Source organism: Caballeronia sp. dw_276 (assembly GCF_018449635.1).
Taxonomy (GTDB): domain Bacteria; phylum Pseudomonadota; class Gammaproteobacteria; order Burkholderiales; family Burkholderiaceae; genus Caballeronia.
Map to the genome: position 1 here is coordinate 415,724 of NZ_JAAVUV010000003.1, position 20,938 is coordinate 436,661.

Sequence of the window (20,938 nt, forward strand, 5' to 3'; positions counted from 1 at the left end):
AAGCATGATGATTCCGATCAAAAGCCCGCGGCCGCAGCCCTCTCAAGCCGAACCCGTCATCCAGCGCAGGTCCAGTCATGTCCAGAAATGAAGCTCTCTTCGAACGCGCCCAGAAAACCATTCCGGGCGGCGTGAATTCGCCCGTGCGCGCGTTCCGCTCGGTCGGCGGCACGCCACGGTTCATCGAACGCGCACACGGTGCGTACTTCTGGGACGCCGATGGCAAGCAGTACATCGACTACATCGGTTCGTGGGGGCCGATGATCCTCGGTCACGTGCACCCGGAAGTACTCGAAGCCGTGCAGCGCGTCCTGGCAAACGGATTCTCGTTCGGCGCGCCTACCGAATCCGAAATCGAGATCGCTGAAGAAATCTGCAAGCTGGTTCCATCGATAGAACAGGTTCGCATGGTCTCGAGCGGCACCGAGGCGACCATGAGCGCGCTGCGCCTTGCGCGCGGCTTCACGAAGCGCGACCGGATCATCAAGTTCGAAGGCTGTTATCACGGCCACGCGGACAGCCTGCTCGTGAAAGCCGGATCGGGGCTGCTGACGTTCGGCAACCCCACGTCGGCTGGCGTTCCGGCGGACATCGCCAAACACACCACGGTGCTCGAATACAACAATGTCGAGCAGCTCAACGAGGCGTTTGCCGCGTTCGGCGGGGAGATTGCATCGGTGATCGTGGAGCCGGTGGCCGGCAACATGAACCTTGTGAAAGGCTCGCCGGAGTTTCTTCAAGCCTTGCGAGCGCGTTGCGACGAATACGGCTCGGTGCTGATTTTCGATGAAGTCATGTGCGGCTTTCGCGTTGCCCTCGGCGGCGCGCAAGAGGTCTACGGCATCAAGCCGGACCTCACGTGCCTCGGCAAGGTGATCGGCGGCGGCATGCCCGCAGCGGCGTTCGGCGGCCGGCGGGACATCATGGCGCATCTCGCGCCGCTCGGCGGCGTGTACCAGGCGGGCACCTTGTCCGGCAACCCGATCGCGGTCGCGGCCGGTTTGAAGACCTTGCAACTGATCCAGGCGCAGGGTTTCTACGAGACGCTGACAAAACAGACGCGCCGTCTTGCCGACGGCCTCGCCGCGGTCGCGAAAGAAGCCAGCGTGCCGTTCTCGGCTGACGCCATTGGCGGCATGTTCGGTCTTTACTTCGCCGAGAGCATTCCGGCGAGCTTCGCCGAGGTCACGAAAGGCGACACGAACCGCTTCAATGCTTTCTTCCATGAAATGCTCGATTCGGGCGTGTACTTTGCGCCATCGGCGTACGAGGCGGGTTTTGTCTCGATCGTCCATGATGACGCGGTGATCAACGCCACGCTCGATGCCGCCCGGGGCGCCTTTGCCCGGCTCGCCGCCTGAGCCATTCGAGTAGAAACAAGAGAGGCCGCCGCAATGTTCTCGCAGACCGATTTCTCGCACATGGAGCGCGCGCTGGCGCTGGCCGCGCGCGGGATGTACACGACCACGCCGAATCCGCGCGTCGGCTGCGTGCTGGTGAAGGACGGCGATGTCATCGGCGAAGGTTTCACGCAGCCCGCCGGCCAGGATCACGCCGAGATCCGCGCGCTGAAGGACGCACGCGCGCGCGGCCACGATCCGCGCGGCGCAACGGCTTACGTGACACTGGAACCGTGCAGCCATTTTGGCCGCACGCCGCCGTGCGTGAACGCGCTGATCGAGGCGCGCGTCGCGAAGGTCATCGCGGCTATGGAAGATCCGAACCCGGCCGTGTCCGGACGCGGGTTGGCGATTCTTCGCGATGCCGGTATCGATGTACGCTGCGGCCTGCTCGCCAACGAAGCGTATGAGCTGAACATCGGTTTTGTGTCGCGCATGACGCGGCACCGGCCATGGGTCCGCATGAAAGTCGCAGCTACGCTCGATGGCCGTACGGGTTTGCCGAACGGCGACAGCCAATGGATCACCGGTGAAGCCGCCCGCGCCGATGGCCACGCGTGGCGCGCGCGCGCATGCGCGATCCTGACGGGCATTGGGACCGTGCGCGAGGACGACCCGCAGCTCACCGTGCGCGCGGTGGAGACGCCGCGCCAGCCGCAGCGGGTGTTGATCGACAGCCGTCTGGATGTATCGCTTGAAGCACGCATTCTGGAAGGCGCGCCGCCGTGGATTTTTTGCGGCGCCGAACCCGATCCCACGAAAGCCGATGCGCTGCGTGAACGGGGTATCGAGTTCACGCCGCTTACGAACGAGCACGGCAAGGTCGATCTTCCGGCAATGCTCGGCATACTTGCCGATCGCGGCATCAACGAGCTGCACGTTGAAGCCGGCCACAAGCTCAACGGCTCGCTGCTGCGGGAAGGCTGCATCGATGAATTGCTGGTCTATCTCGCGCCGAGCCTGCTTGGCAACGCGCCCGGCATGTTCGACTTCACGCCGCCCGGAACGCTCGAAGCGCGGCCGCATTTGCGGTTTCATCGAATCGACCGGATGGGCGACGACGTGCGAATCCTCGCGCGTTTTGCAGACGTGAAAGCGGACGCGCAACCTCTTAGCTAACGCATCACTCCAAGGAATTTCGACGATGTTCACAGGAATTGTCGCGGCGGTCGGCCGCATCGAAGCTGTCACCCCGCTCGGCTCCCCCGCCGATGCCGATACCGGCGTGCGCCTCACGGTTGCATCGGGCGGACTGGATCTCGCGGACGTTGAACTCGGCGACAGCATCTCGATTCAGGGCGCATGCATGACCGTGATCGAAAAATCGGCGGGATCGTTTGCGGTGGATGTTTCGCGCGAAAGCCTGAACAAGACGGCCGGCCTGTCCGAACCCGGCGACGTCAACCTGGAAAAGGCCTTGCGCGCGCATGACCGGCTGGGCGGGCACCTGGTTTCGGGACACGTGGATGGCCTTGGCGAAGTGACGCGCTTCGAACCCGTCGGTGAATCGCATGAGCTGCGGGTGCTGGCGTCGAAAGATATTGGCAAATATCTGGCTTACAAAGGTTCCGTGACCGTGAACGGCGTGAGCCTGACGGTGAACAGCGTGAGCGACCGGCCGGATGGATGCGAGTTTTCGATCAACCTGATCCCGCATACGGTGGAGGTGACGACGCTGCGGCATCTCAGGGCGGGTTCGAACGTGAACCTGGAAATCGATTTGATCGCGCGGTATGTGGAGCGGATTCTGAGCACATCGGGAACGGCGAACTAAAAACACACAATTATGTGCAACACATGATTGTGTGTTAAATTCTTCCCTTATTTATGGAAGAGGTACGTGATGGCAGAAACGGTCAACTTCACCGGCGCGGTCGATCGCGACCTGCTCAAGCGCGCCAAGATTCTCGCGGCAAAGTCCGATACGTCGATTAACGCGCTCTTTAACGCCGAACTGCGCTATCTAGTCGAAACCTTCGAAGCGGCGGAAGCCGGCAACAACCAGAACTTCCGCACGCTGCTCGACTTCTCGCTGGGGCGCATCGACGACAATCAGGCAATGCTGGCGCTCGGTATCGACAGCGACGAGGACCTGTTCCTGCTCATGGCGCGAGCTCACCTGCCTATGCCGCGGCTACCTGAAGCCGCCGTAAGCGGCATGATCGACGACCTGAACGCGCTGCGCAAATAATCGATGCCGGCCAACACTACCCTGCTCCCCGATGCAGGGCCGCTGATCACGCTCGCTTACGCGGATGCGCTCGACCTTTTGCGCGAGCCGGGCTGGTCTGTCGAACTGGTCGATATGGTGCTGCACGAAGTGACGCGCAACCAGACGCCGATGAGCGAGCGGATTGCTGCCTGGGTCCGCAAACACCGCACGCCTGTTATCGAGACCAAAGTCCTTCACCATTACATGCAGTCTGACAAGGCGGCCCCGGCCCGCAAGTCAAATCTCGGCGAGTTAGCCATCCAGGAAGCAATGAACGGCCTCGGCCTCGATGAAAAGCGGACCGGCGTCTTCCTGTTCGAGGATCACAAGATTGCGCGCGCGAGTTTCCTGGTGCCGGACAACTGCAGGAAAGTTTCCACTCGCGCCTATCTCATGTTTCTGGAACAACGCGGTCTGATTGACTCAGCGGCGCAAATCGAGCGCAAGGCGATCCTTGCGGGAAGGCACTTTTCGCAAATTCGCTTCCCACCTGACTAACTTGCCGGGCAACGAATCAACGTCGACCCCGGCGCCGCCCGCTTCCGCTGACGCCCGACACGCCTCAAAACCGGCAAAACCCCCGCGTTGCCCTCCCTGGTGGCGTAAAATACGCCCTTTCCCGAACGGACGACCATCGCAATGACGCTCGCCTCCACTCCAGAGATCATCGCTGAGCTGAAAGCAGGCCGGATGGTGATTCTCGTCGACGAAGAAGACCGCGAAAACGAGGGCGATCTCGTCATCGCCGCCGATTTCGTGACCCCGGAAGCGATCAACTTCATGGCGCGGCACGGCCGTGGACTGATCTGCCTGACCATCACGCCGGACCGCGCACGCCAATTGAATCTGCCGCTGATGACGCAGAAAAACGGCACGCAATACGGCACGGCGTTCACGGTGAGCATCGAGGCGGCCGAAGGCGTGACAACCGGCATTTCGGCATCGGACCGTGCGCGCACGATCAAGGCGGCCGTCGCGCCCGACGCGAAAGCCGAACACATCGTCCAGCCGGGGCACGTTTTCCCGATCATGGCGCAACCCGGCGGCGTGCTGGTTCGCGCAGGACATACCGAAGCGGGTTGCGACCTGACGGCGTTGGCGGGATTGACGCCGGCGTCGGTGATCTGCGAAGTGATCCGCGACGACGGCGAAATGGCGCGCCTGCCCGATCTGATCGAGTTTGCAGAACTGCACGACATCAGGATCGGCACGATTGCCGACCTGATTCATTACCGTTCGCGGACCGAATCGATCGTGGAACGCGTCGCCGAACGCACCATGCAGACTGCGCACGGCGCATTTCGCGCGGTTTTGTATCGCGACCAGCCGAGCGGTTCGCCGCATATTGCATTGGTGCGCGGCCGGCCAACGCCGGATCGCGAAACACCGGTGCGCGTGCATGAGCCGCTGTCGGTGCTCGATCTGCTGGAAGTGGATTCGTCCACGCATTCCTGGACGCTCGATGCCGCCATGAAAGAGATCGCCGCGCGCGACCTGGGCGCGATCGTGCTGCTCAATTGCGGCGATACAAAAGAGCATCTGGTCGAAGTCTTCGAGGCGTTCGAACAGGAAGACAAAGCGGCTGAACTGAAACGCAGGCCGATCGACTTCAAGACCTACGGCATCGGCGCGCAGATCTTGCGTGAACTGGGCGTGGGCAAGATGCAGGTCCTGTCGAATCCGCGCAAGCTCGGCAGCATGTCCGGTTACGGACTCGAAGTGACGGGCTTCATTCCCATGCCTGGCTGCCCTGCAACGCCATCCACGGAATCTGGCGATGCCGCCGCGATCGCCCATTTGCGCTCGGTCTGACCCAAGGTTCGGCCGGCACAACACCACACGTAAATACTGAAAACGGATAAATAATGGAAATCGGACAATACCAACCGAACCTCGATGGCGACGGACTGCGCATCGGCATCGTGCAATCGCGCTTCAACGAACCTGTGTGCAATGGCCTCGTCGATGCCTGCACGGAAGAACTCGAACGGCTTGGCGTAATCGGTGAAGACGTGCTGCTCGTCACCGTGCCGGGCGCGCTGGAAATCCCGTTGGCGCTGCAAAAGCTGGCTGAATCAGGTCAGTTCGATGCCCTCATCGCGCTCGGCGCCGTGATTCGCGGCGAGACGTATCACTTCGAGCTGGTATCGAATGAAAGCGGCGCGGGGATCTCGCGTATTGCGCTCGACTTCGGCACGCCGGTCGCAAACGCCGTCCTGACCACCGAAAACGACGAACAAGCCGTCGCCCGCATGACGGAAAAGGGCCGCGACGCCGCGCGCGTGGCGGTTGAAATGGCCAACCTTTCGGTCGCGCTGGAACAGCTCGGCGGCGACGATGAAGATGAAGACGACGAGGACCGTGCATGAAAAGCGCTCGACGCCGCTCGCGCGAACTCGCGACGCAAGGGCTTTACCAATGGTTGCTGTCGGGCTCGCCCGGCGGCGAGATCGACGCGCAGCTACGCGGCGCGCAAGGCTACGATAAAGCCGACCAGGAACATTTGGACGCCCTGCTGCACGGCGTGATCAAGGAAGCGGACATCATTTCCGCCGAACTCCAGCCGTGCCTCGACCGGCCGCTCGAACAGCTTTCGCCGGTCGAACGCGCGGTGCTGATGGTCGCCGCCTTCGAATTCAAGCATCACCTGGACATTCCGTATCGCGTGGTGATCAACGAAGCGATCGAGCTGACCAAGACCTTCGGCGGCTCAGACGGTCACAAGTACGTGAACGGCGTGCTCGACAAGCTTGCTGTCCAGTTGCGCCCGACGGAAGCACAAGGCCGCGGCCAGCGAAGCTGATGAACTTCGCCAAGGAACCATTGCGCGCGGTCTCGCAAAAAGCGATTCGCTACGCCGCGCGCGTCGACGCCATCGAGCCGTTCTACGTGATGGAACTGGCGAAGGAAGCGCAGGCGCTGGAGCGCGCGGGACGCGACATCATCCATATGGGTATCGGCGAGCCCGATTTCACGGCGCCCGAACCGGTGATAGCGGCCGCCACCGACGCTCTGCGGCGCGGCGTCACGCAATACACGAACGCGCTTGGACTGGCGTCGTTGCGCGAGGCGATTTCCGGTCAATATCGCGATGCATTCGGGCTCGATATCGATCCGGCGCGCATTGTGGTGACGGCGGGGGCATCGGCCGCGTTGCTGCTGGCGTGCACCGCGCTGGTCGATCGCGACGACGAAGTCCTGATGCCCGACCCGTGCTATCCGTGCAATCGACATTTCGTGGCGGCGACCGAAGGCCGTCCGGTCCTGATTCCAAGCGGTCCGGCCGAACGGTTTCAACTGACCGCGGCACAGGTCGAGGCGCACTGGACGTCCGCTACGCGGGGCGTGTTGCTGGCCTCGCCGTCAAATCCGACCGGGACGTCCATCGAACCGGCGGAACTGGCGAAAATCGTCGATGTCGTGCGTTCGCACGGCGGTTTTACTATCGTCGATGAGATCTACCAGGGCCTGAGCTACGACGCGAAGCCGGTGTCGGCGTTATCGCTCGGTGACGATGTAGTCACGGTGAACAGCTTCTCGAAGTACTTCAACATGACCGGATGGCGGCTCGGTTGGCTCGTCGTGCCGCCCGAAATGGTCTCGACGGTCGAAAAGCTCTCGCAGAATCTGTTCATTTGCGCGTCCGCGCTCGCACAGCACGCGGCGCTCGCTTGCTTCGAGCCGGCCACGCTTGCCATCTATGAATCACGCCGACTGGAATTTGCTCGCCGGCGCGATTTCATCGTGCCGGCATTGCGCACGCTCGGGTTCGAAGTGCCCGTGATCCCGGATGGCGCGTTCTACGTCTACGCCGATACACGCCATGTCGCGCACCCGGCCGCAGGCGACAGCACGGCGCTGACTCGTTCGATGCTGCACGATGCGGGTGTAGTGCTCGTTCCCGGCAACGATTTCGGCGTCCATGCGCCGCGGGATTACATCAGGCTCTCGTATGCGACCGCGTATTCGAAACTCGAAGAGGCCGTGCAGCGGCTAGGGACCTTGTTCCGGGTTTAGCCGCCCACACTGCAAGGCCGTTCAGCCATTAAAAAAGCCGTTCCAGCTCGATGCGGGAACGGCTTTTTTATACGTGCAAGGGCTGGTTAGGCGCCAAACTCCCACGATCCGCCATGTTCATGCTTGGCTTGCGCCTCGGCGTCGTCGGTTTCGTTGCGATCGCTCGCTTGCGGCGACGTTGCCTTGGCAGGCGCCGTGATCGGCGGAACACCGTCAAGCGTGAAATGCACCCGCTTTTCGGTGGAACCATTGGCCGGCGCATTGGCCGATGCCACCACCGTTTTCGGCGCAACCGGCTGTGCCGGCGCCTGCGGCGCGTTGATCGGCACATTGCGGCCGCGGGCTACGTCGCGAAGACGTGCGCGTTCGGCGAGAACTTTCGCGCCGTAGCCGCCGTCGTCCTGCGACGTCGAACCTACGTAGAACCGCAGGCCGCCAGCCACCGAACCGCCACGCGCGATGCAATCCTTCAACACCAGCGCACCCACCTTGATATTTGCAAGCGGCTCGAGCGCGGCGTGTGAACCACCGAAGTACTGGAATTTGTCTGAGTGAACCTTCGACATCACCTGCATCAGGCCCTGCGCACCCACGCCGCTTTCAGCGTAGGGATTGAAACCGGATTCGATCGCCATCACCGAAAGGAGCAGCAGCGGGTCGAGGCCGACTTCGCGGCCCGTATCGAACGCTGCACGCACCAGCTCGCTCACCGGATCCTGAGCGACGTGATAACGCCGCGCGATGAAGTTCGCCACGAGGTTCTGTTCACGCGACGAAACCAGCACACGATCGTCGCGAGCGTCGGCTACGACACGCTGCGACGAGATCGCGCTGGCGAGCGTCGAAACCGTCGGCAAAGTGCGCGGATCGAGCCCGTTCGGCGAAACCGCCAGGCTCAGTCCGCCGGTCAGCTTGCGGGTGCTGTCGTCGTCGCTGGCGGCCGAGCCGAGGGAGGTTGCCTCGCCGTTGCGCAACGCTTCTTCACGCTGATGACCAATTGCAAACGGCGGCAATGGCTGGCCGGCGAGCAAACGCGCCGGGCCGGCCTGGACGGCGGCGGAAACCAGCGGCATCAGCTTTGCGGCGAAGGAGCCGCGCCAGGCGGGAAGCAGCCACAGCGCAAGCGCCGTAACCACGGCCGCGCAGCCGACCAGGCTGAACACGGTAAGACTCATATGTTTGGCGCGACGCAGCACAGCGCGCAGATACAGCGCTAAGCGAGCGTCAGGACGCCACGACAACCAAGCATTCATTGGAGCTCCCAAATGCATTGATTTCTACAGATGTAAACGTTAAAAACCGCTACGCCACGCAGAAATCGATACCGCCAGCTCTGGGACAGCCCACGAGCGGTATCGGGAAAACGGCACAAACCGTTGGGACAGCCTTAACCGGAATACTTCGATTCCGGGTGCGCGCGGCACGAAGAACATGCCGGGGCGCGCACACAGGCCACCACGCGAAAAACCGGCGAAGAAGAGCGCCGGCAAGAAGACCAATGCCACTACTTACCGGAACAATCCGGCCGGGTGACGCAACGCGTCGTTTCAAAAGACCCGTGGCACTAGTAAAAAGTTGCAATCGGTGTTGTCAATGTCGATGGATTCTAGCAGCCTCAAATGATCCGTCAATGCTGAGAAATGTAAAAGCTATTACTTCTGGTTATTATAAACACCGTTCAGGAGGCTCAAACCACCTCCCCAAGCGGTTTTCCAGCGGTCAAGCCCGAGTTGTGCCGTTGTGTGACCTGACGTACCGACACCAAGACAGGTAAAATCGACAATCGCCCGCGCGCGCTCAGGGGCCTCTCACGAGCCACCCCGAGCGACCCGGCTGCAGTCCTCCTTTCCTTGCAGGCCCCGACTCTTCAGCCGATGAAATACAAAGACCTGCGCGACTTCACCGCCCGCCTCGAAACGCTCGGCGAGTTGCGCCGTATCAAGCAGCCCGTCTCGCCAGTGCTTGAAATGACCGAGTTGTCGGATCGCGTATTACGTTCCGGCGGCCCTGCGTTGCTATTCCAGACGCCCACCGGACACTCCATGCCGGTGCTGGCCAACCTGTTCGGCACGCCGCGGCGCGTGGCGCTCGGAATGGGCATAGAGACGGAGGCGCAAGCCGCTTCGGACCCCAGTCTTCTCAGCGATAAGGCCGCCCTCGAGTCCCTTCGCGATGTCGGCCGCTTGCTGTCCGCTCTCAAGGAGCCTGAGCCGCCGAAGGGACTGAAAGACGCCGGCAAGCTGTTTTCGCTCGCCAAAGCCGTGTGGGACATGGCGCCGAAGACGGTGAGTTCGCCGCCGTGCCAGGAGATCGTGTGGGAAGGCCAGGACGTCGATCTTGCGCGTCTTCCTATTCAGACATGCTGGCCAGGCGATGCCGGGCCGCTGATCACGTGGGGACTCACGGTCACACGCGGTCCGAACAAGACGCGGCAAAACCTCGGCATATACAGGCAGCAACTGATCGGGCGCAACAAGCTCATCATGAGATGGCTCGCACATCGGGGCGGCGCGCTCGACTTCAGGGAATTCGCGCTCGCCAATCCGGGCAAGCCGTATCCGGTAGCCGTTGTACTCGGCGCCGATCCCGCGACCATTCTTGGCGCGGTCACGCCCGTGCCGGATTCGCTGTCGGAATATCAATTCGCCGGATTGCTGCGCGGCGCGAAGACAGAACTGGCGAAGTGCCTGACGCCGGGCGTCGATACGCTGCAGGTTCCGGCGCGCGCGGAGATCGTGCTGGAAGGATTCATTTGTCCGCAAGACGGTCCGGCGCCGCAAGCGCCCGAAGGCGCGCCGCCGAGGCCGTCGAATCAAGCGTCGGGCAAATACGAGCACGCGCTCGAAGGTCCTTACGGCGACCACACGGGTTATTACAACGAACAAGAGTGGTTCCCCGTCTTCACGGTCGAAAAGATCACCATGCGCCGTGACGCGCTTTATCACTCTACCTATACAGGCAAGCCGCCCGATGAACCCGCAGTGCTCGGCGTGGCGCTCAACGAAGTGTTCGTGCCGCTGTTGCAAAAGCAGTTCACCGAGATCACGGATTTCTATTTGCCGCCCGAAGGCTGCAGCTATCGCATGGCGATCGTGCAGATCAAGAAGAGCTATCCGGGACACGCCAAGCGCGTGATGTTCGGTGTCTGGAGTTTTCTGCGGCAGTTCATGTATACGAAGTTCATCGTAGTGGTCGATGACGACGTCAACATCCGCGACTGGAAAGAAGTGATCTGGGCAATTACAACGCGCATCGATCCGTCGAGGGATACCGTGCTCGTCGATAACACGCCGATCGACTATCTGGATTTTGCGTCGCCGAAAGCGGGGCTCGGATCGAAGATGGGGCTCGACGCCACGAACAAATGGCCGGGCGAGACGGATCGCGAATGGGGCCGACCGATCGTGATGGACGATGCGATCAAGCGGCGCGTCGACGCGCTGTGGGACGAGATCGGCTTTTCGGGAGGAACACGTTGATGAGCATTGCGGCGACGGTTTATCGTGGGGAATCGGTGGAAAACACGCACGCCGCGCACGTTGCGGTGGTCAATGCCGAAGGCCGCTTGTTATATGCGTTCGGCGATCCGACGCGCATGACGCTCGCGCGTTCCGCTGCGAAACCCGCGCAAGCGCTGGCCGTGCTGGAAACGGGCGCGCTCGAGCGTTTTGGCTTCGATGACGCCGATCTCGCCCTGATGTGCGCATCGCACAACAGCGAGCCGCGTCACATCGAACGCGTGCAGGCAATGCTTGCCAAGGCGCACGCAACCGAAGCCGATCTTCGATGCGGGGGCCACCCGCCGCTATCGGACGCGGTCTGGAAGGAGTGGATCAAGCGCGACTTCACGCCAACGGTCGTATGCAGCAACTGCTCGGGCAAGCACGCGGGGATGCTGGCGGGCGCGCAGGCGCTGGGCGCAGCGATCGCGGACTATCACTTGCCCGATCATCCGATGCAGGTCCAGGTCAAGCGGACCATGGCCGAGATTTGCGATCTTCCGGACGACGGCGTGCATTGGGCGACTGACGGATGCAACCTGCCCACGCCGGCATTTCCGTTGGATCGGCTCGCGCGGCTTTTCGTCAAGATCGCGGACGCCAGCACGGGGCCGGAAACCGCGCCACGTTTGGCCGCCCTCGCCCGCATCTATCGCGCGATGACCACGTATCCCGAACTCGTCGCTGGCGAACGACGATTTTGTACCGCGCTGATGCGTGCCTTCGATGGTGAACTCGTCGGCAAGGTCGGCGCCGAGGCAAGTTATGCGATCGGGGTGCGGGCATCGGGCTCGCGGGAGGCTCTAGGCATCGCCGTGAAAGTGGAGGACGGCAACACGACCGCGCTCTACGCGATCGTGACGGACGTGCTCAGGCAGCTAGACATTGGCACCAACGCACAACGCGAAAAGCTCAGCACTTATCGCAATCCGCAAATGAGCAACACCATGGGTATCGAAACAGGGCGGCTCGCGGTTTCCGTGCCGCTCGAACGCCTGTAATCACCGCCTCACTTAATAACAATCAAAAAGGGACAAGCCTGGATGCACGCGTTGCCGTTGTTGTCGGATGGATTTTTTCTGTCGTTGTCGTTGTGTCTGGATATTGGAATTGCAAACGTCGCGATCATTTCACTGACGCTTTCGCACGGTTTCAAGCCCGGCATGATGCTGGGCCTCGGTACATGTGCTGGCGACCTGGTGTATGCCGCGCTGGCGCTCGCGGGCATGGCGGCGCTGCTTCAGTTCGATGCTGTGCGCTGGGTCGTATGGATCGGCGGCTCGATCGTGCTGCTGTTTCTGACCTTCAAGATGGCGCGCGAAGCGCTCTATCCGGCATCGGCGCCTCCGGTCGCAGGCGAAGCCGATGTCGCCACGCCACGACCCTCGCATCTGCGCAGCTTTCTGCGTGGCGTGTTGCTCGCGGTTTCATCGCCGAGCGCCATCTTGTGGTTCGCCGCAGTGGGCGGCGCGCTCATCGCGAAAGCTGGCGCTACCGGCAAGATCAGTGCGTCGGTATTTCTCGCCGGGTTCCTCTTCGGTGGCCTCGCCTGGACTGTCTTTATCTGCACGCTCGCGAGCCATGGCCGCAAGCGCGCAGGGACGGCGTTGCTACGCGCTTGCCACGTTTTATCGGCGGTGCTGTTCGCCTACTTCTCGTATAGCGTCATCGTGCACGGGTACCGCGATCTGATCCTGAACGGCGGCGCGGCGATCTGACGTCGCCACGCCCGTATCAGCCGATAAAACCCGCGAACCGGACCATGTCCACGTTGCCGCCGCTGATCACCACGCCCACGCGCTTGCCAGTCACCGCCACGACGTTCTGAAGCACCGCTGCGGCGGCGAGGCATCCGGTGGGCTCGACGACCATCTTCATGCGCTCGGCAAAGAACTTCATGGTGGTGACAAGCTGGTCGTCGCTCACGGTCACGACACGGTCCACGAGACGCTGCAGGATAGGAAAGTTGTATTCGCCGACATGCGTGGACGCGGCGCCATCCGCAATGGTGCGCGGCACGTCGATATGCACGATCTCACCGCGCGCAAGCGACTGCTGGGCGTCGTTGCCCGCTTCCGGTTCCACGCCGATCACCGTGCACGACGGACTGAGTTCGGCCGCCGCCAACGCGCAGCCGGCCAGCAACCCGCCGCCGCCGAGACACACGAACAGATAATCCAGCGGCCCTGTCTCTTCGATCAGCTCCTTCGCGACCGTCCCCTGCCCGGCAATCACATGCGGATGGTCGTAAGGTGGAATCAGCGTCATGCCGCGCTCTTCGGCGATCTTCGTGCCGATAGCCTCGCGATCCTCCGAGTACCGGTCGTACGTGATCACCTCGCCGCCATAACCGCGCGTGGCTTCCATTTTTGCGGCGGGCGCGTCCTCCGGCATGATGATGGTCGCTTTGATGCCGGCGATTCGTGCCGACAAGGCAATTGCCTGTGCGTGATTACCCGATGAATAGGTCAGGACGCCGGCCTTGCGTTGGGAATCCGAGAAATGCGAGATCGCGTTGAATGCGCCGCGAAACTTGAATGCGCCCATGCGCTGGAAGTTTTCGCACTTGAAGAACAGGCTGGCGCCAGTGAGGGCGTCGGCCGTACGCGAGGTCAGGACCGGCGTGCGGTGCGCGGCGCCGGCAATACGCTCGGCGGCGTCGGTTACGTCGGCATAGGTGGGGGCAGAAAGGATAGGCATCTGGATCAGGCGGCGGTTGGGAGGAACGCCATTGTCCCAGCAGACGGCCATCTCTGAAAAGCCGGCCGAATAGCCATTGTTCGATAAAACCCCGCTAAAAACCAAAGCGGCGCAACCGGTCGAGCCGTGTTGCGCCGCTTCTATCAAACAGTGGCTTGGCTCGATTCGCCAAGCCGGCAATCAATGACGCCATCCGCCATAGCCGCCGCCGTATCCGCCGCGATAGCCGCCACGGTAACCGTACCCGCCGTGATAGCCACCCCAATACGGCCGGCCATAATAACCACCGCCAACCACCACCGCAGGGGGCGCATAAACCACGGGCGGCGGAGCGTAATAAACCGGAGCGGGCGGCGGCGCGTAATACACGGGCGGCGGTGGTGCGGCATAGACCGGATAAGCCGGCACCCCGATGCCGATACCCACTGAGACGTGAGCCTGGGCAGCGCTCGCAAAGCCTGCTCCGAGGGCTGCAGCAACCAAATACGGGACTAACTTTTTCACTTTTCTTCTCCCCGCTGCGGGACCCGTGCACATGACGGGATAACGCAACGACATGCATTCAATGTAGCTAAAAACCCTGAAACCTACCTTAAGCATTTGTTGCAAATTGCAATTGGCACAGTCCTAAACGTGGATGTTTTTCGACGATTTTCAGGCGCCTGCTTGCGTCATCCGGCATAGCTATAACCGCTTAGCGAGCGATATTAAGGGTTTGCCGGAATCGCTGCCAGTTACGCCTTGCATGGAAGGTTTATTCCAAATGTCACCAAAGAAATGAATAATTACATTTGACTGTCAAATCTGGAAAAAACAAAACCCCGCTGATGGAGAACCATCGGACGGGGCTGTATTTTTTTGCGACCAAAACTCGATGCAGTAAAGCGGTAGTACGCTGCTCAACCCACTTTTACATAGGCAAATTCGCGGGTAACGCTGGGCGGAACGTACGCTCCGCTGATTCGAACCCGTGGCGTCAGCCTTTTGCGTTGATCCCACCACTGACGCCGATGCGTCTCACTGAGAAAGCGAAGATGTTTCCGATAAGCAAAGATACTCATGGTGACCCCCGAACGTTGCGAATCCAGCACTGACAAATGAATTGATAGGCGAAATCGCTATGCCCCTCGGCGTTAAAGCGGCGCTCGCAATGAACTGCACCTAGCCCAATTCAGTCGTTACATTTCCTCTGAGCAAAGACCGTGCCCTTTGTCTGGCAGCGTGTCCCGGCATGATCCGTAGCGCATCCGCGATCCGAAAACCCTGCCGGCATGCCCTTGTTGTAGTTTTAACCCTCTCGGACGACGCCATCGGTGCGACGGCGAACGCATGGAGGCCGGAATCGACCAGTCCGGTCGCTCACGCGTGTCTTACCCGGGCGTACGGCAACCGCCCCAAGGCGCGCTCAAGCCATGCTATGGTGATGCCCGGTGCGCCAATGTGGCAAAGCCGCCGGGGGATTCGGCAGGCGTGCCGGACCGATGCTGCAAAATACCCGTTCGAATGCCCTGGTTGAACGCTGGTCGGGGACGCCCGAAACTCCGGCCGCCCTCGACGCCAATCCATTCAGCTACGAGAAAGAACAATGATCAAGGTCAGCTTTTTGTATCCGTATCGCGAGAATGCGCGCTTCGACATCGATTACTACTGCTCGCACCATATGCCATGGGTTGCCGGCTTGCTGGGCGCGGCGCTGAAAGGCTGGTCGGCCGATGTCGGCATTGGCGGCGGCGCCCCCGGTTCGAAGCCCACGTATGCGGGCGCGGGCCATCTGCTGTTCGATTCCGTCGATGCGTTCACGGCGGCCGTCTCGCCGCACATGAAAGCGTTTTCGGACGACATGCCGAACTACACCGACGGCGATCCGCCGGTAGTGCAGATCAGCGAAATTCGCGCCACCAGCTGAGCCGCGAACCGGTTACGCGGCGCTTGTGCGCCGCTTCTATACTGCCCTCGTGACACCCCGTGCGGCCGCGAGTGCCGCGCTTTTGCCTTGAAAAGGATTTGAGATGTTCGGCGAGATCGCCCGTTTTGTACTCAACACCGTCTTTACGCTATTCGGCGCCGCGCTGCTGCTGCGCGCCTGGATGCAGTTTGTCCGCATGCCTCCCTACAACCCGGTATCGAACGCCGTAATGCAGGCGACCAACTGGCTCGTCTTGCCGCTGCGCAAGATCTTGCCGGCCACGAAGTCCATCGATCTGGCGAGCATCATTGCGGCGTTCATTGCCGCGCTCGTGTTCCTGATTCTCATGGTGCTGCTGGCCGGGGTTGATCCGGCAGGCCTGCCGGTACTGCTGCCCACGCTGTTGCTTGTCGCGGTGATCACGGTCATCAAATGGGCGCTCAATCTCATCATCTGGATGACGATACTGATGGCGTTGCTGTCATGGCTCAATCCGCAATCGCCGGCCATGCCGCTGCTTTATCAGCTGACGGCGCCGTTTCTGGAGCCGCTGCGGCGTATCTTGCCGCGCATGGGTGGCATCGATTTGTCGCCCATCCTGCTGTTCGTGATCGTGCAGGTGTTGCTGATGATCGTGACGCGCCTTGCCGTGACGATGACCACGTTCGGCGTCTGAAATGCTTCACAAGGCGCCGAGGTTGCGGGAACCCGGCCGTTCCGCGTAAAATCGCCGTCTCTGCGGGCGTCGTATAATGGCCATTACCGTAGCTTCCCAAGCTACAGACGTGGGTTCGATTCCCATCGCCCGCTCCAGTTTTGATGTGCAAAAAGCCGCCCTCGTAGGCGGCTTTTTGATTTGATGCGGCCTGATCGTATCCCGCGTTCCCCGCTGCTTTGACTTCGCCCAACCACCGAATCCGTCCTTACCGATGATCCACGATCCCACCCCAGACCACGACGACGCCGAAGCGGCCAACGACGGTGCAACCGAAGGCGAGCACGCTTCTGACGGCCGTCCGCACCGCCGCATCCGCAGTTTCGTGACGCGTGCCGGGCGGGTATCGACAGGACAACGGCGCGCGCTCGATGACTTCGGCCCGCGTTTCGTCGTGCCGTTCGCGCCGCGTCCGCTCGACTGGGACGCGACCTTCGGCCGAAAAGCACCGCGCGTGCTCGAAATCGGCTTTGGCATGGGTGCGACAACGGCGGAAATTGCCACGGCGCGTCCCAATGACGATTTTCTCGGTGTCGAAGTGCACGAGCCTGGTGTGGGCGCGCTGTTGAAATTGATTGGCGAACAAAGTCTCGAGAACATTCGGATCGTTCAGCACGACGCCGTGGAGGTGCTTGAGCAAATGATAGCGGCGGAAAGCCTCGACGGCGTTCACATTTATTTCCCCGATCCTTGGCACAAGGCGCGTCACCATAAGCGCCGCCTGATCCAGCCGACGTTCGTCGCGTTGCTGGTGTCACGGCTGAAGCCGGGCGGATATTTGCATCTCGCGACAGACTGGCAGAACTACGCCGAGCAGATGCTTGAAGTGTTATCGGCGGAAATGGCGCTCGAAAACACATCCGATGCCGGTTATGCCCCGCGTCCGGATTATCGGCCAGTGACGAAATTCGAACGTCGCGGGTTGAAGCTTGGTCATGGCGTGTGGGATCTGGTATTCAAACGCCGCTGATAAGACGCATCGCTGAAAAACGAAACAGGCCGATCCAGCTCACGTTGGATCGGCCTGTTTCACATGCATTGGCGGCGAAGACTTACTCAGCCCAGCTCAACCCGCCGCTGTAGCCGACAATCAGGATCAGCAACCCGAATCCGATCCGATACCAGGCGAACGCCGTGAAATCGTGCGTGGCGACGTAGCGCAGCAGCCATCGGATACAAATGAACGCGCTGATGAACGCCGCCACGAGCCCGACCAGGAAGAGGCCAAGCGAATCCACCGTCAGCGACTTCCAGTCCTTCGCAAGCTCATAGATCGTGGCGCCGAAAATAATCGGGATCGCGAGGAAGAACGAGAACTCGGTCGCAACCTTGCGCTCAAGCCCGAACAACATCCCGCCGATAATCGTCGATCCCGAACGCGAGGTGCCCGGAATCAGCGCGAAACACTGGGCAAGCCCGACCTTCAGCGCATCGGAATAAGTCAGGTCTTCGACCGACGTCACGCGTGGCGCCACATTCCTGTCGCGGTTGCGCGCCTCCGCCCACAGGATCACCAGCCCCCCGACGATCAGCGCCACCGAAACCGGCACCGGCGCAAACAACACCGCCTTGATGTGCTTTTCGAGCAAAAGCCCGAGCACGATGGCCGGAATGGTCGCGATGATCACGTTCAGCGTGAACCGGCGCGCGCTGGGTTGCGTAGGAAGGCCCGCCACGACCGACCCGATCTTGCGCCGGTATTCCCAAACGATGGCGAGGATCGCCCCGAACTGGATCACGACGTCGAATGTCTTCGCCTGGGCGTTCGTGAAGTTCAGCAAACTGCCGGCAACGATCAAATGCCCCGTACTCGATACCGGCAAAAACTCGGTCAAACCTTCCACCACGCCCAGAATCAGCGCCTTGCAAAACAGAATCCCGTCCATCGCTCCGCCCTTTTGCCATTGGTCGGCCGTTGCCGGCCGGTCGTTCCGGCATGCCGCTGGCGCGGATTCATCGAAAAAAGTTACTTTTCGACGATCTGCACGCGTATGCCGTTTGTAAGGACGGTGATTGTACCGGGTTCGTAATTAACTCCGGCAAACTGTAATTGTTCGGACTTGAATGTGTAGATGGGGTAACGATCCAGAAACTGCGTCGCGATGACCGCGCCGGCTGCGTTGATCTGCTGGTTGTACTGCGCGGCGTCGCCGGTAACCTGGCTGTCGTCGACCGTCGGCGACATCAGGATGACCGAATGGCTGGCTGCGTCGTAGGCCAGTTGGCTGGATAGCGTGAACACGCCGGTCACCGGATTCGGCATGAACGGCGTCGCGAGACGTGCATCGACGCGCACGGTAATGCGGTTACGATCCGGCGCGAGACCGACCAGCGGATTGGCCAGCGTCACATCGAAAATCTGCGATGCCGTGCGCTGCAGCGGGAATTTGCGCTGCACCGCGTCCTGAACTTCGGCGCGGCTGAATGTGTAGTGATCGGGGATGAACGGGAAGATGGATGCGGCGCGTGCCGGATCAATGAGTTGAGTTCCCAGCGCCACAGCGCCCGCGCCGCCGACGGCCGCGAGCAGGAACCGGCGCCGTTTCGGCGCGACGGCTTGAGTCATGCGTGTTTCTCCAGTGACTTGAATGAGCATTCGACCGTTCAGATGCGCTCGGGTTGCTCGGGTTGTGTATCGATTTCGAGTTGCGTGAGCCAGGCGAGTGCGAAGTCGCGGGAAGATCCGCACATTTGCTCCGATGGCTGAAGGCCCGAGCAGCAAGAAGGTCTGCGCGGATCGCCGAAAATTGCGCAACGCAGATCGTCGCCAAGCTGCACGCAGCGTACGCCCGCCGGCTTGCCGTTGGGCATGCCGGGAATGGCGCTCGAGATGGACGGCGCGATGCAGCACGCGCCGCACGCTTCGCGGCACGCGTGGACAAACCTGTTGTGATCGGGGACAACGTCCATGAATAGCGCGACTTTTTCAATACCGGTAACCCGGCATTGTGCCACTTGGCCGCTGCGGCGTTATCACGCAAGAATCGTGGAAATTCGTAGGCTAGACTCGGACGATCTATTCTCGGTCTGTCAGCAATGTCCCTCTTTCGCCCCGATCTGCTCACGAAATACGATGCGGCCGGGCCGCGCTACACGTCCTATCCAACCGCCGTTCAGTTCACCGAATCCTTTGATCGCGACCATTACAAACGGGCGGCGGCAGACCCCGGCGCGGCATCGGCGGATCTTTCGCTGTACTTCCATATTCCCTTCTGCGACACAGTTTGTTTCTATTGCGGTTGCAACAAGATTGCGACAAAAAATCGCGCGCACGCAAGGCCATATCTTGACCGGCTAAAACGTGAACTTGCATTGCAGGCCGCCTGCTTCGATACAACCCGCCCCATCTCGCAATTGCATTGGGGCGGTGGCACGCCGACGTTTTTATCGCACGATGAAATGACCGAGTTGATGGTCGCAACCAGCGAGTCGTTCATGCTGCTTCCCGACGCGCAGGCCGAGTATTCCATCGAGATCGATCCGCGTGAGGCGTCGGCGGATACCATCCATCTGTTGCGCGAACTGGGCTTCAACCGGCTGAGTTTCGGCGTGCAGGATTTCGACTTGCGCGTGCAACACGCAGTCAATCGCGTGCAGCCGTTCGAGATGACCGAAGCGGTGATGTCGGCGGCGCGGGCCGAAGGCTACAAGTCGGTCAGCGTCGACCTGATTTACGGTTTGCCGCATCAGAGCGTGGAGAGTTTCAGCCGCACGCTCGACACGATCATCGAACTCGCGCCGGATCGTTTGTCCGTATTCGGCTACGCGCATATGCCGAGCCTTTTCAAGATGCAGCGGCATATCGATGCAAGCGCGCTACCCTCGCCCGCCGTGCGTCTCGCGATTCTCGAACGGGTTATCGAGAAGCTGACCGGGGCGGGTTACGTGTATATCGGGATGGATCACTTCGCGCTTCCCACAGACGAGCTCGCGATCGCCCAGCGCGCGGGGACGCTTCAACGCAACTTCCAGGGCTACAGCACGCAGGCAGATTGCGATTTGATCGGCCTCGGGGTTTCATCGATAAGCAAAGTCGGCGACGTCTACGCGCAAAACGCGAAGGACATGGCGGGTTTTGGCGAGGCTATCGACCGGGGCGAGCTGGCAATCACGCGCGGCGTGCGTCTCACCGCTGACGACCGCATGCGGCGCGACGTCATTGCTCAACTGATGTGTCAATTTTCGCTGCGCTTCGACGCCATCGAGGCGGTATATGGCATCCGCTTTCCAGCCGCGTTCGCGAGCGAACTGGAACGGCTGGAACCGCTCGTGGCGGACGGGCTGATCGAAGTGACGACCAGCGGCATCAACGTCCTCGCCGACGGACGCATGCTGGTGCGCAACGTGGCGATGATCTTCGACCGGTATCTCGGGAAAACCGCGCCCCAGCGCTTTTCAAGAACCATCTGATCCGTCCTTACCCCGCTGCCCTTGCAGCGCCCGCCTCCTCGCGATACCTTTGGCAACTTTGCCGCCCGTCGCCGTGAA

22 protein-coding genes and 1 tRNA gene are annotated in these 20,938 nt (G+C 61.3%); 17 read left to right on the forward strand and 6 right to left on the reverse strand.

Annotated elements, in window-relative coordinates; genetic code table 11:
- The first annotated feature begins 77 nt into the window (after window positions 1-77).
- From hemL to HB633_RS07775, 9 genes are all read left to right on the forward strand, one after another.
- A complete protein-coding gene (gene hemL, locus HB633_RS07735) occupies window positions 78-1,361 on the forward strand; it encodes a glutamate-1-semialdehyde 2,1-aminomutase (RefSeq protein ID WP_213777514.1) in 1,284 nt (427 codons plus the stop codon).
- 33 nt (window positions 1,362-1,394) lie between these two features.
- Window positions 1,395-2,519, forward strand: a complete 1,125-nt coding sequence (gene ribD, locus HB633_RS07740; protein ID WP_213777515.1) for a bifunctional diaminohydroxyphosphoribosylaminopyrimidine deaminase/5-amino-6-(5-phosphoribosylamino)uracil reductase RibD — start codon at window positions 1,395-1,397, stop codon at window positions 2,517-2,519.
- A gap of 25 nt (window positions 2,520-2,544) precedes the next feature.
- Window positions 2,545-3,174, forward strand: a complete 630-nt coding sequence (locus HB633_RS07745; RefSeq protein ID WP_213777516.1) for a riboflavin synthase — start codon at window positions 2,545-2,547, stop codon at window positions 3,172-3,174.
- 69 nt (window positions 3,175-3,243) lie between these two features.
- Complete coding sequence (locus tag HB633_RS07750) at window positions 3,244-3,591, forward strand: hypothetical protein (RefSeq protein WP_213777517.1); 348 nt, start codon at window positions 3,244-3,246, stop codon at window positions 3,589-3,591.
- Between the two features lie 3 nt (window positions 3,592-3,594).
- The gene (locus tag HB633_RS07755) at window positions 3,595-4,110 is read left to right on the forward strand and encodes a hypothetical protein (protein WP_213777518.1); all 516 of its coding nucleotides are present in this window, start codon (window positions 3,595-3,597) and stop codon (window positions 4,108-4,110) included.
- A gap of 141 nt (window positions 4,111-4,251) precedes the next feature.
- Window positions 4,252-5,424, forward strand: a complete 1,173-nt coding sequence (gene ribBA / locus HB633_RS07760) for a bifunctional 3,4-dihydroxy-2-butanone-4-phosphate synthase/GTP cyclohydrolase II (protein ID WP_213777519.1) — start codon at window positions 4,252-4,254, stop codon at window positions 5,422-5,424.
- Between the two features lie 53 nt (window positions 5,425-5,477).
- Window positions 5,478-5,981 (forward strand): 6,7-dimethyl-8-ribityllumazine synthase, encoded by a 504-nt coding sequence (gene ribH / locus HB633_RS07765; protein ID WP_047896193.1) that lies wholly within the window; start codon window positions 5,478-5,480, stop codon window positions 5,979-5,981.
- Complete coding sequence (gene nusB, locus HB633_RS07770) at window positions 5,978-6,415, forward strand: transcription antitermination factor NusB (RefSeq protein ID WP_213777520.1); 438 nt, start codon at window positions 5,978-5,980, stop codon at window positions 6,413-6,415. Before ribH ends, nusB begins: the two co-directional genes overlap by 4 nt.
- A gap of 20 nt (window positions 6,416-6,435) precedes the next feature.
- Entirely contained in the window at window positions 6,436-7,629 is a 1,194-nt protein-coding gene (locus tag HB633_RS07775; RefSeq protein WP_213777702.1) for a pyridoxal phosphate-dependent aminotransferase, read from the forward strand.
- An 86-nt stretch (window positions 7,630-7,715) separates the two neighbouring features.
- On the opposite strand, the gene HB633_RS07780 is transcribed toward HB633_RS07775, so the two are convergent.
- The gene (locus HB633_RS07780; protein WP_213777521.1) at window positions 7,716-8,882 is read right to left on the reverse strand and encodes a transglycosylase SLT domain-containing protein; all 1,167 of its coding nucleotides are present in this window, start codon (window positions 8,880-8,882) and stop codon (window positions 7,716-7,718) included.
- Between the two features lie 621 nt (window positions 8,883-9,503).
- Between HB633_RS07780 and ubiD the strand changes: the two genes are divergently transcribed.
- From ubiD to HB633_RS07795, 3 genes are read left to right on the forward strand one after another with little or no spacing between them, the layout of a single operon-like run.
- The gene (ubiD, locus tag HB633_RS07785; protein WP_213777522.1) at window positions 9,504-11,108 is read left to right on the forward strand and encodes a 4-hydroxy-3-polyprenylbenzoate decarboxylase; all 1,605 of its coding nucleotides are present in this window, start codon (window positions 9,504-9,506) and stop codon (window positions 11,106-11,108) included.
- On the forward strand, window positions 11,108-12,130 hold the full coding sequence (locus tag HB633_RS07790) for an asparaginase (RefSeq protein WP_213777523.1): 1,023 nt from the start codon (window positions 11,108-11,110) through the stop codon (window positions 12,128-12,130). The genes ubiD and HB633_RS07790 overlap by 1 nt, the downstream gene beginning before the upstream one ends.
- A gap of 42 nt (window positions 12,131-12,172) precedes the next feature.
- Window positions 12,173-12,847 (forward strand): LysE family transporter, encoded by a 675-nt coding sequence (locus HB633_RS07795; protein WP_213777524.1) that lies wholly within the window; start codon window positions 12,173-12,175, stop codon window positions 12,845-12,847.
- Between the two features lie 16 nt (window positions 12,848-12,863).
- Here the strand turns inward: HB633_RS07795 and HB633_RS07800 are convergent, their stop codons facing one another.
- Together HB633_RS07800 and HB633_RS07805 are read right to left on the reverse strand one after the other, a co-directional pair.
- Window positions 12,864-13,829 carry a threo-3-hydroxy-L-aspartate ammonia-lyase gene (locus tag HB633_RS07800; protein WP_213777525.1) on the reverse strand — a complete coding sequence of 322 codons (966 nt, stop codon included), beginning with the start codon at window positions 13,827-13,829 and terminating at the stop codon, window positions 12,864-12,866.
- Window positions 13,830-14,009: 180 nt separating this feature from the next.
- Window positions 14,010-14,333 (reverse strand): hypothetical protein, encoded by a 324-nt coding sequence (locus tag HB633_RS07805; protein ID WP_213777526.1) that lies wholly within the window; start codon window positions 14,331-14,333, stop codon window positions 14,010-14,012.
- Between the two features lie 1,081 nt (window positions 14,334-15,414).
- Between HB633_RS07805 and HB633_RS07810 the strand changes: the two genes are divergently transcribed.
- The 4 genes from HB633_RS07810 to trmB all read left to right on the forward strand — a co-directional run bounded on the left by HB633_RS07810 (window position 15,415) and on the right by trmB (window position 17,420).
- Complete coding sequence (locus HB633_RS07810) at window positions 15,415-15,735, forward strand: EthD family reductase (RefSeq protein WP_213777527.1); 321 nt, start codon at window positions 15,415-15,417, stop codon at window positions 15,733-15,735.
- 103 nt (window positions 15,736-15,838) lie between these two features.
- Entirely contained in the window at window positions 15,839-16,411 is a 573-nt protein-coding gene (locus HB633_RS07815; protein WP_056352069.1) for a YggT family protein, read from the forward strand.
- A gap of 62 nt (window positions 16,412-16,473) precedes the next feature.
- Window positions 16,474-16,548: transfer RNA gene (locus tag HB633_RS07820), tRNA-Gly, on the forward strand.
- A gap of 116 nt (window positions 16,549-16,664) precedes the next feature.
- Window positions 16,665-17,420: a tRNA (guanosine(46)-N7)-methyltransferase TrmB gene (gene trmB, locus HB633_RS07825; protein WP_213777528.1), complete on the forward strand. Its 756-nt coding sequence runs from the start codon at window positions 16,665-16,667 to the stop codon at window positions 17,418-17,420.
- An 82-nt stretch (window positions 17,421-17,502) separates the two neighbouring features.
- Here the strand turns inward: trmB and HB633_RS07830 are convergent, their stop codons facing one another.
- The 3 genes from HB633_RS07830 to HB633_RS07840 form a co-directional block, all read right to left on the reverse strand.
- Entirely contained in the window at window positions 17,503-18,336 is an 834-nt protein-coding gene (locus HB633_RS07830; protein ID WP_213777529.1) for an undecaprenyl-diphosphate phosphatase, read from the reverse strand.
- A gap of 80 nt (window positions 18,337-18,416) precedes the next feature.
- Complete coding sequence (locus tag HB633_RS07835) at window positions 18,417-19,016, reverse strand: DUF1439 domain-containing protein (protein ID WP_213777530.1); 600 nt, start codon at window positions 19,014-19,016, stop codon at window positions 18,417-18,419.
- A gap of 38 nt (window positions 19,017-19,054) precedes the next feature.
- Entirely contained in the window at window positions 19,055-19,360 is a 306-nt protein-coding gene (locus HB633_RS07840; RefSeq protein WP_213777531.1) for a YkgJ family cysteine cluster protein, read from the reverse strand.
- A gap of 126 nt (window positions 19,361-19,486) precedes the next feature.
- On the opposite strand from HB633_RS07840, the gene hemN reads away from it, so the two are divergent.
- The gene (hemN, locus tag HB633_RS07845; protein WP_213777532.1) at window positions 19,487-20,860 is read left to right on the forward strand and encodes an oxygen-independent coproporphyrinogen III oxidase; all 1,374 of its coding nucleotides are present in this window, start codon (window positions 19,487-19,489) and stop codon (window positions 20,858-20,860) included.
- Window positions 20,861-20,938 lie beyond the last annotated feature (78 nt).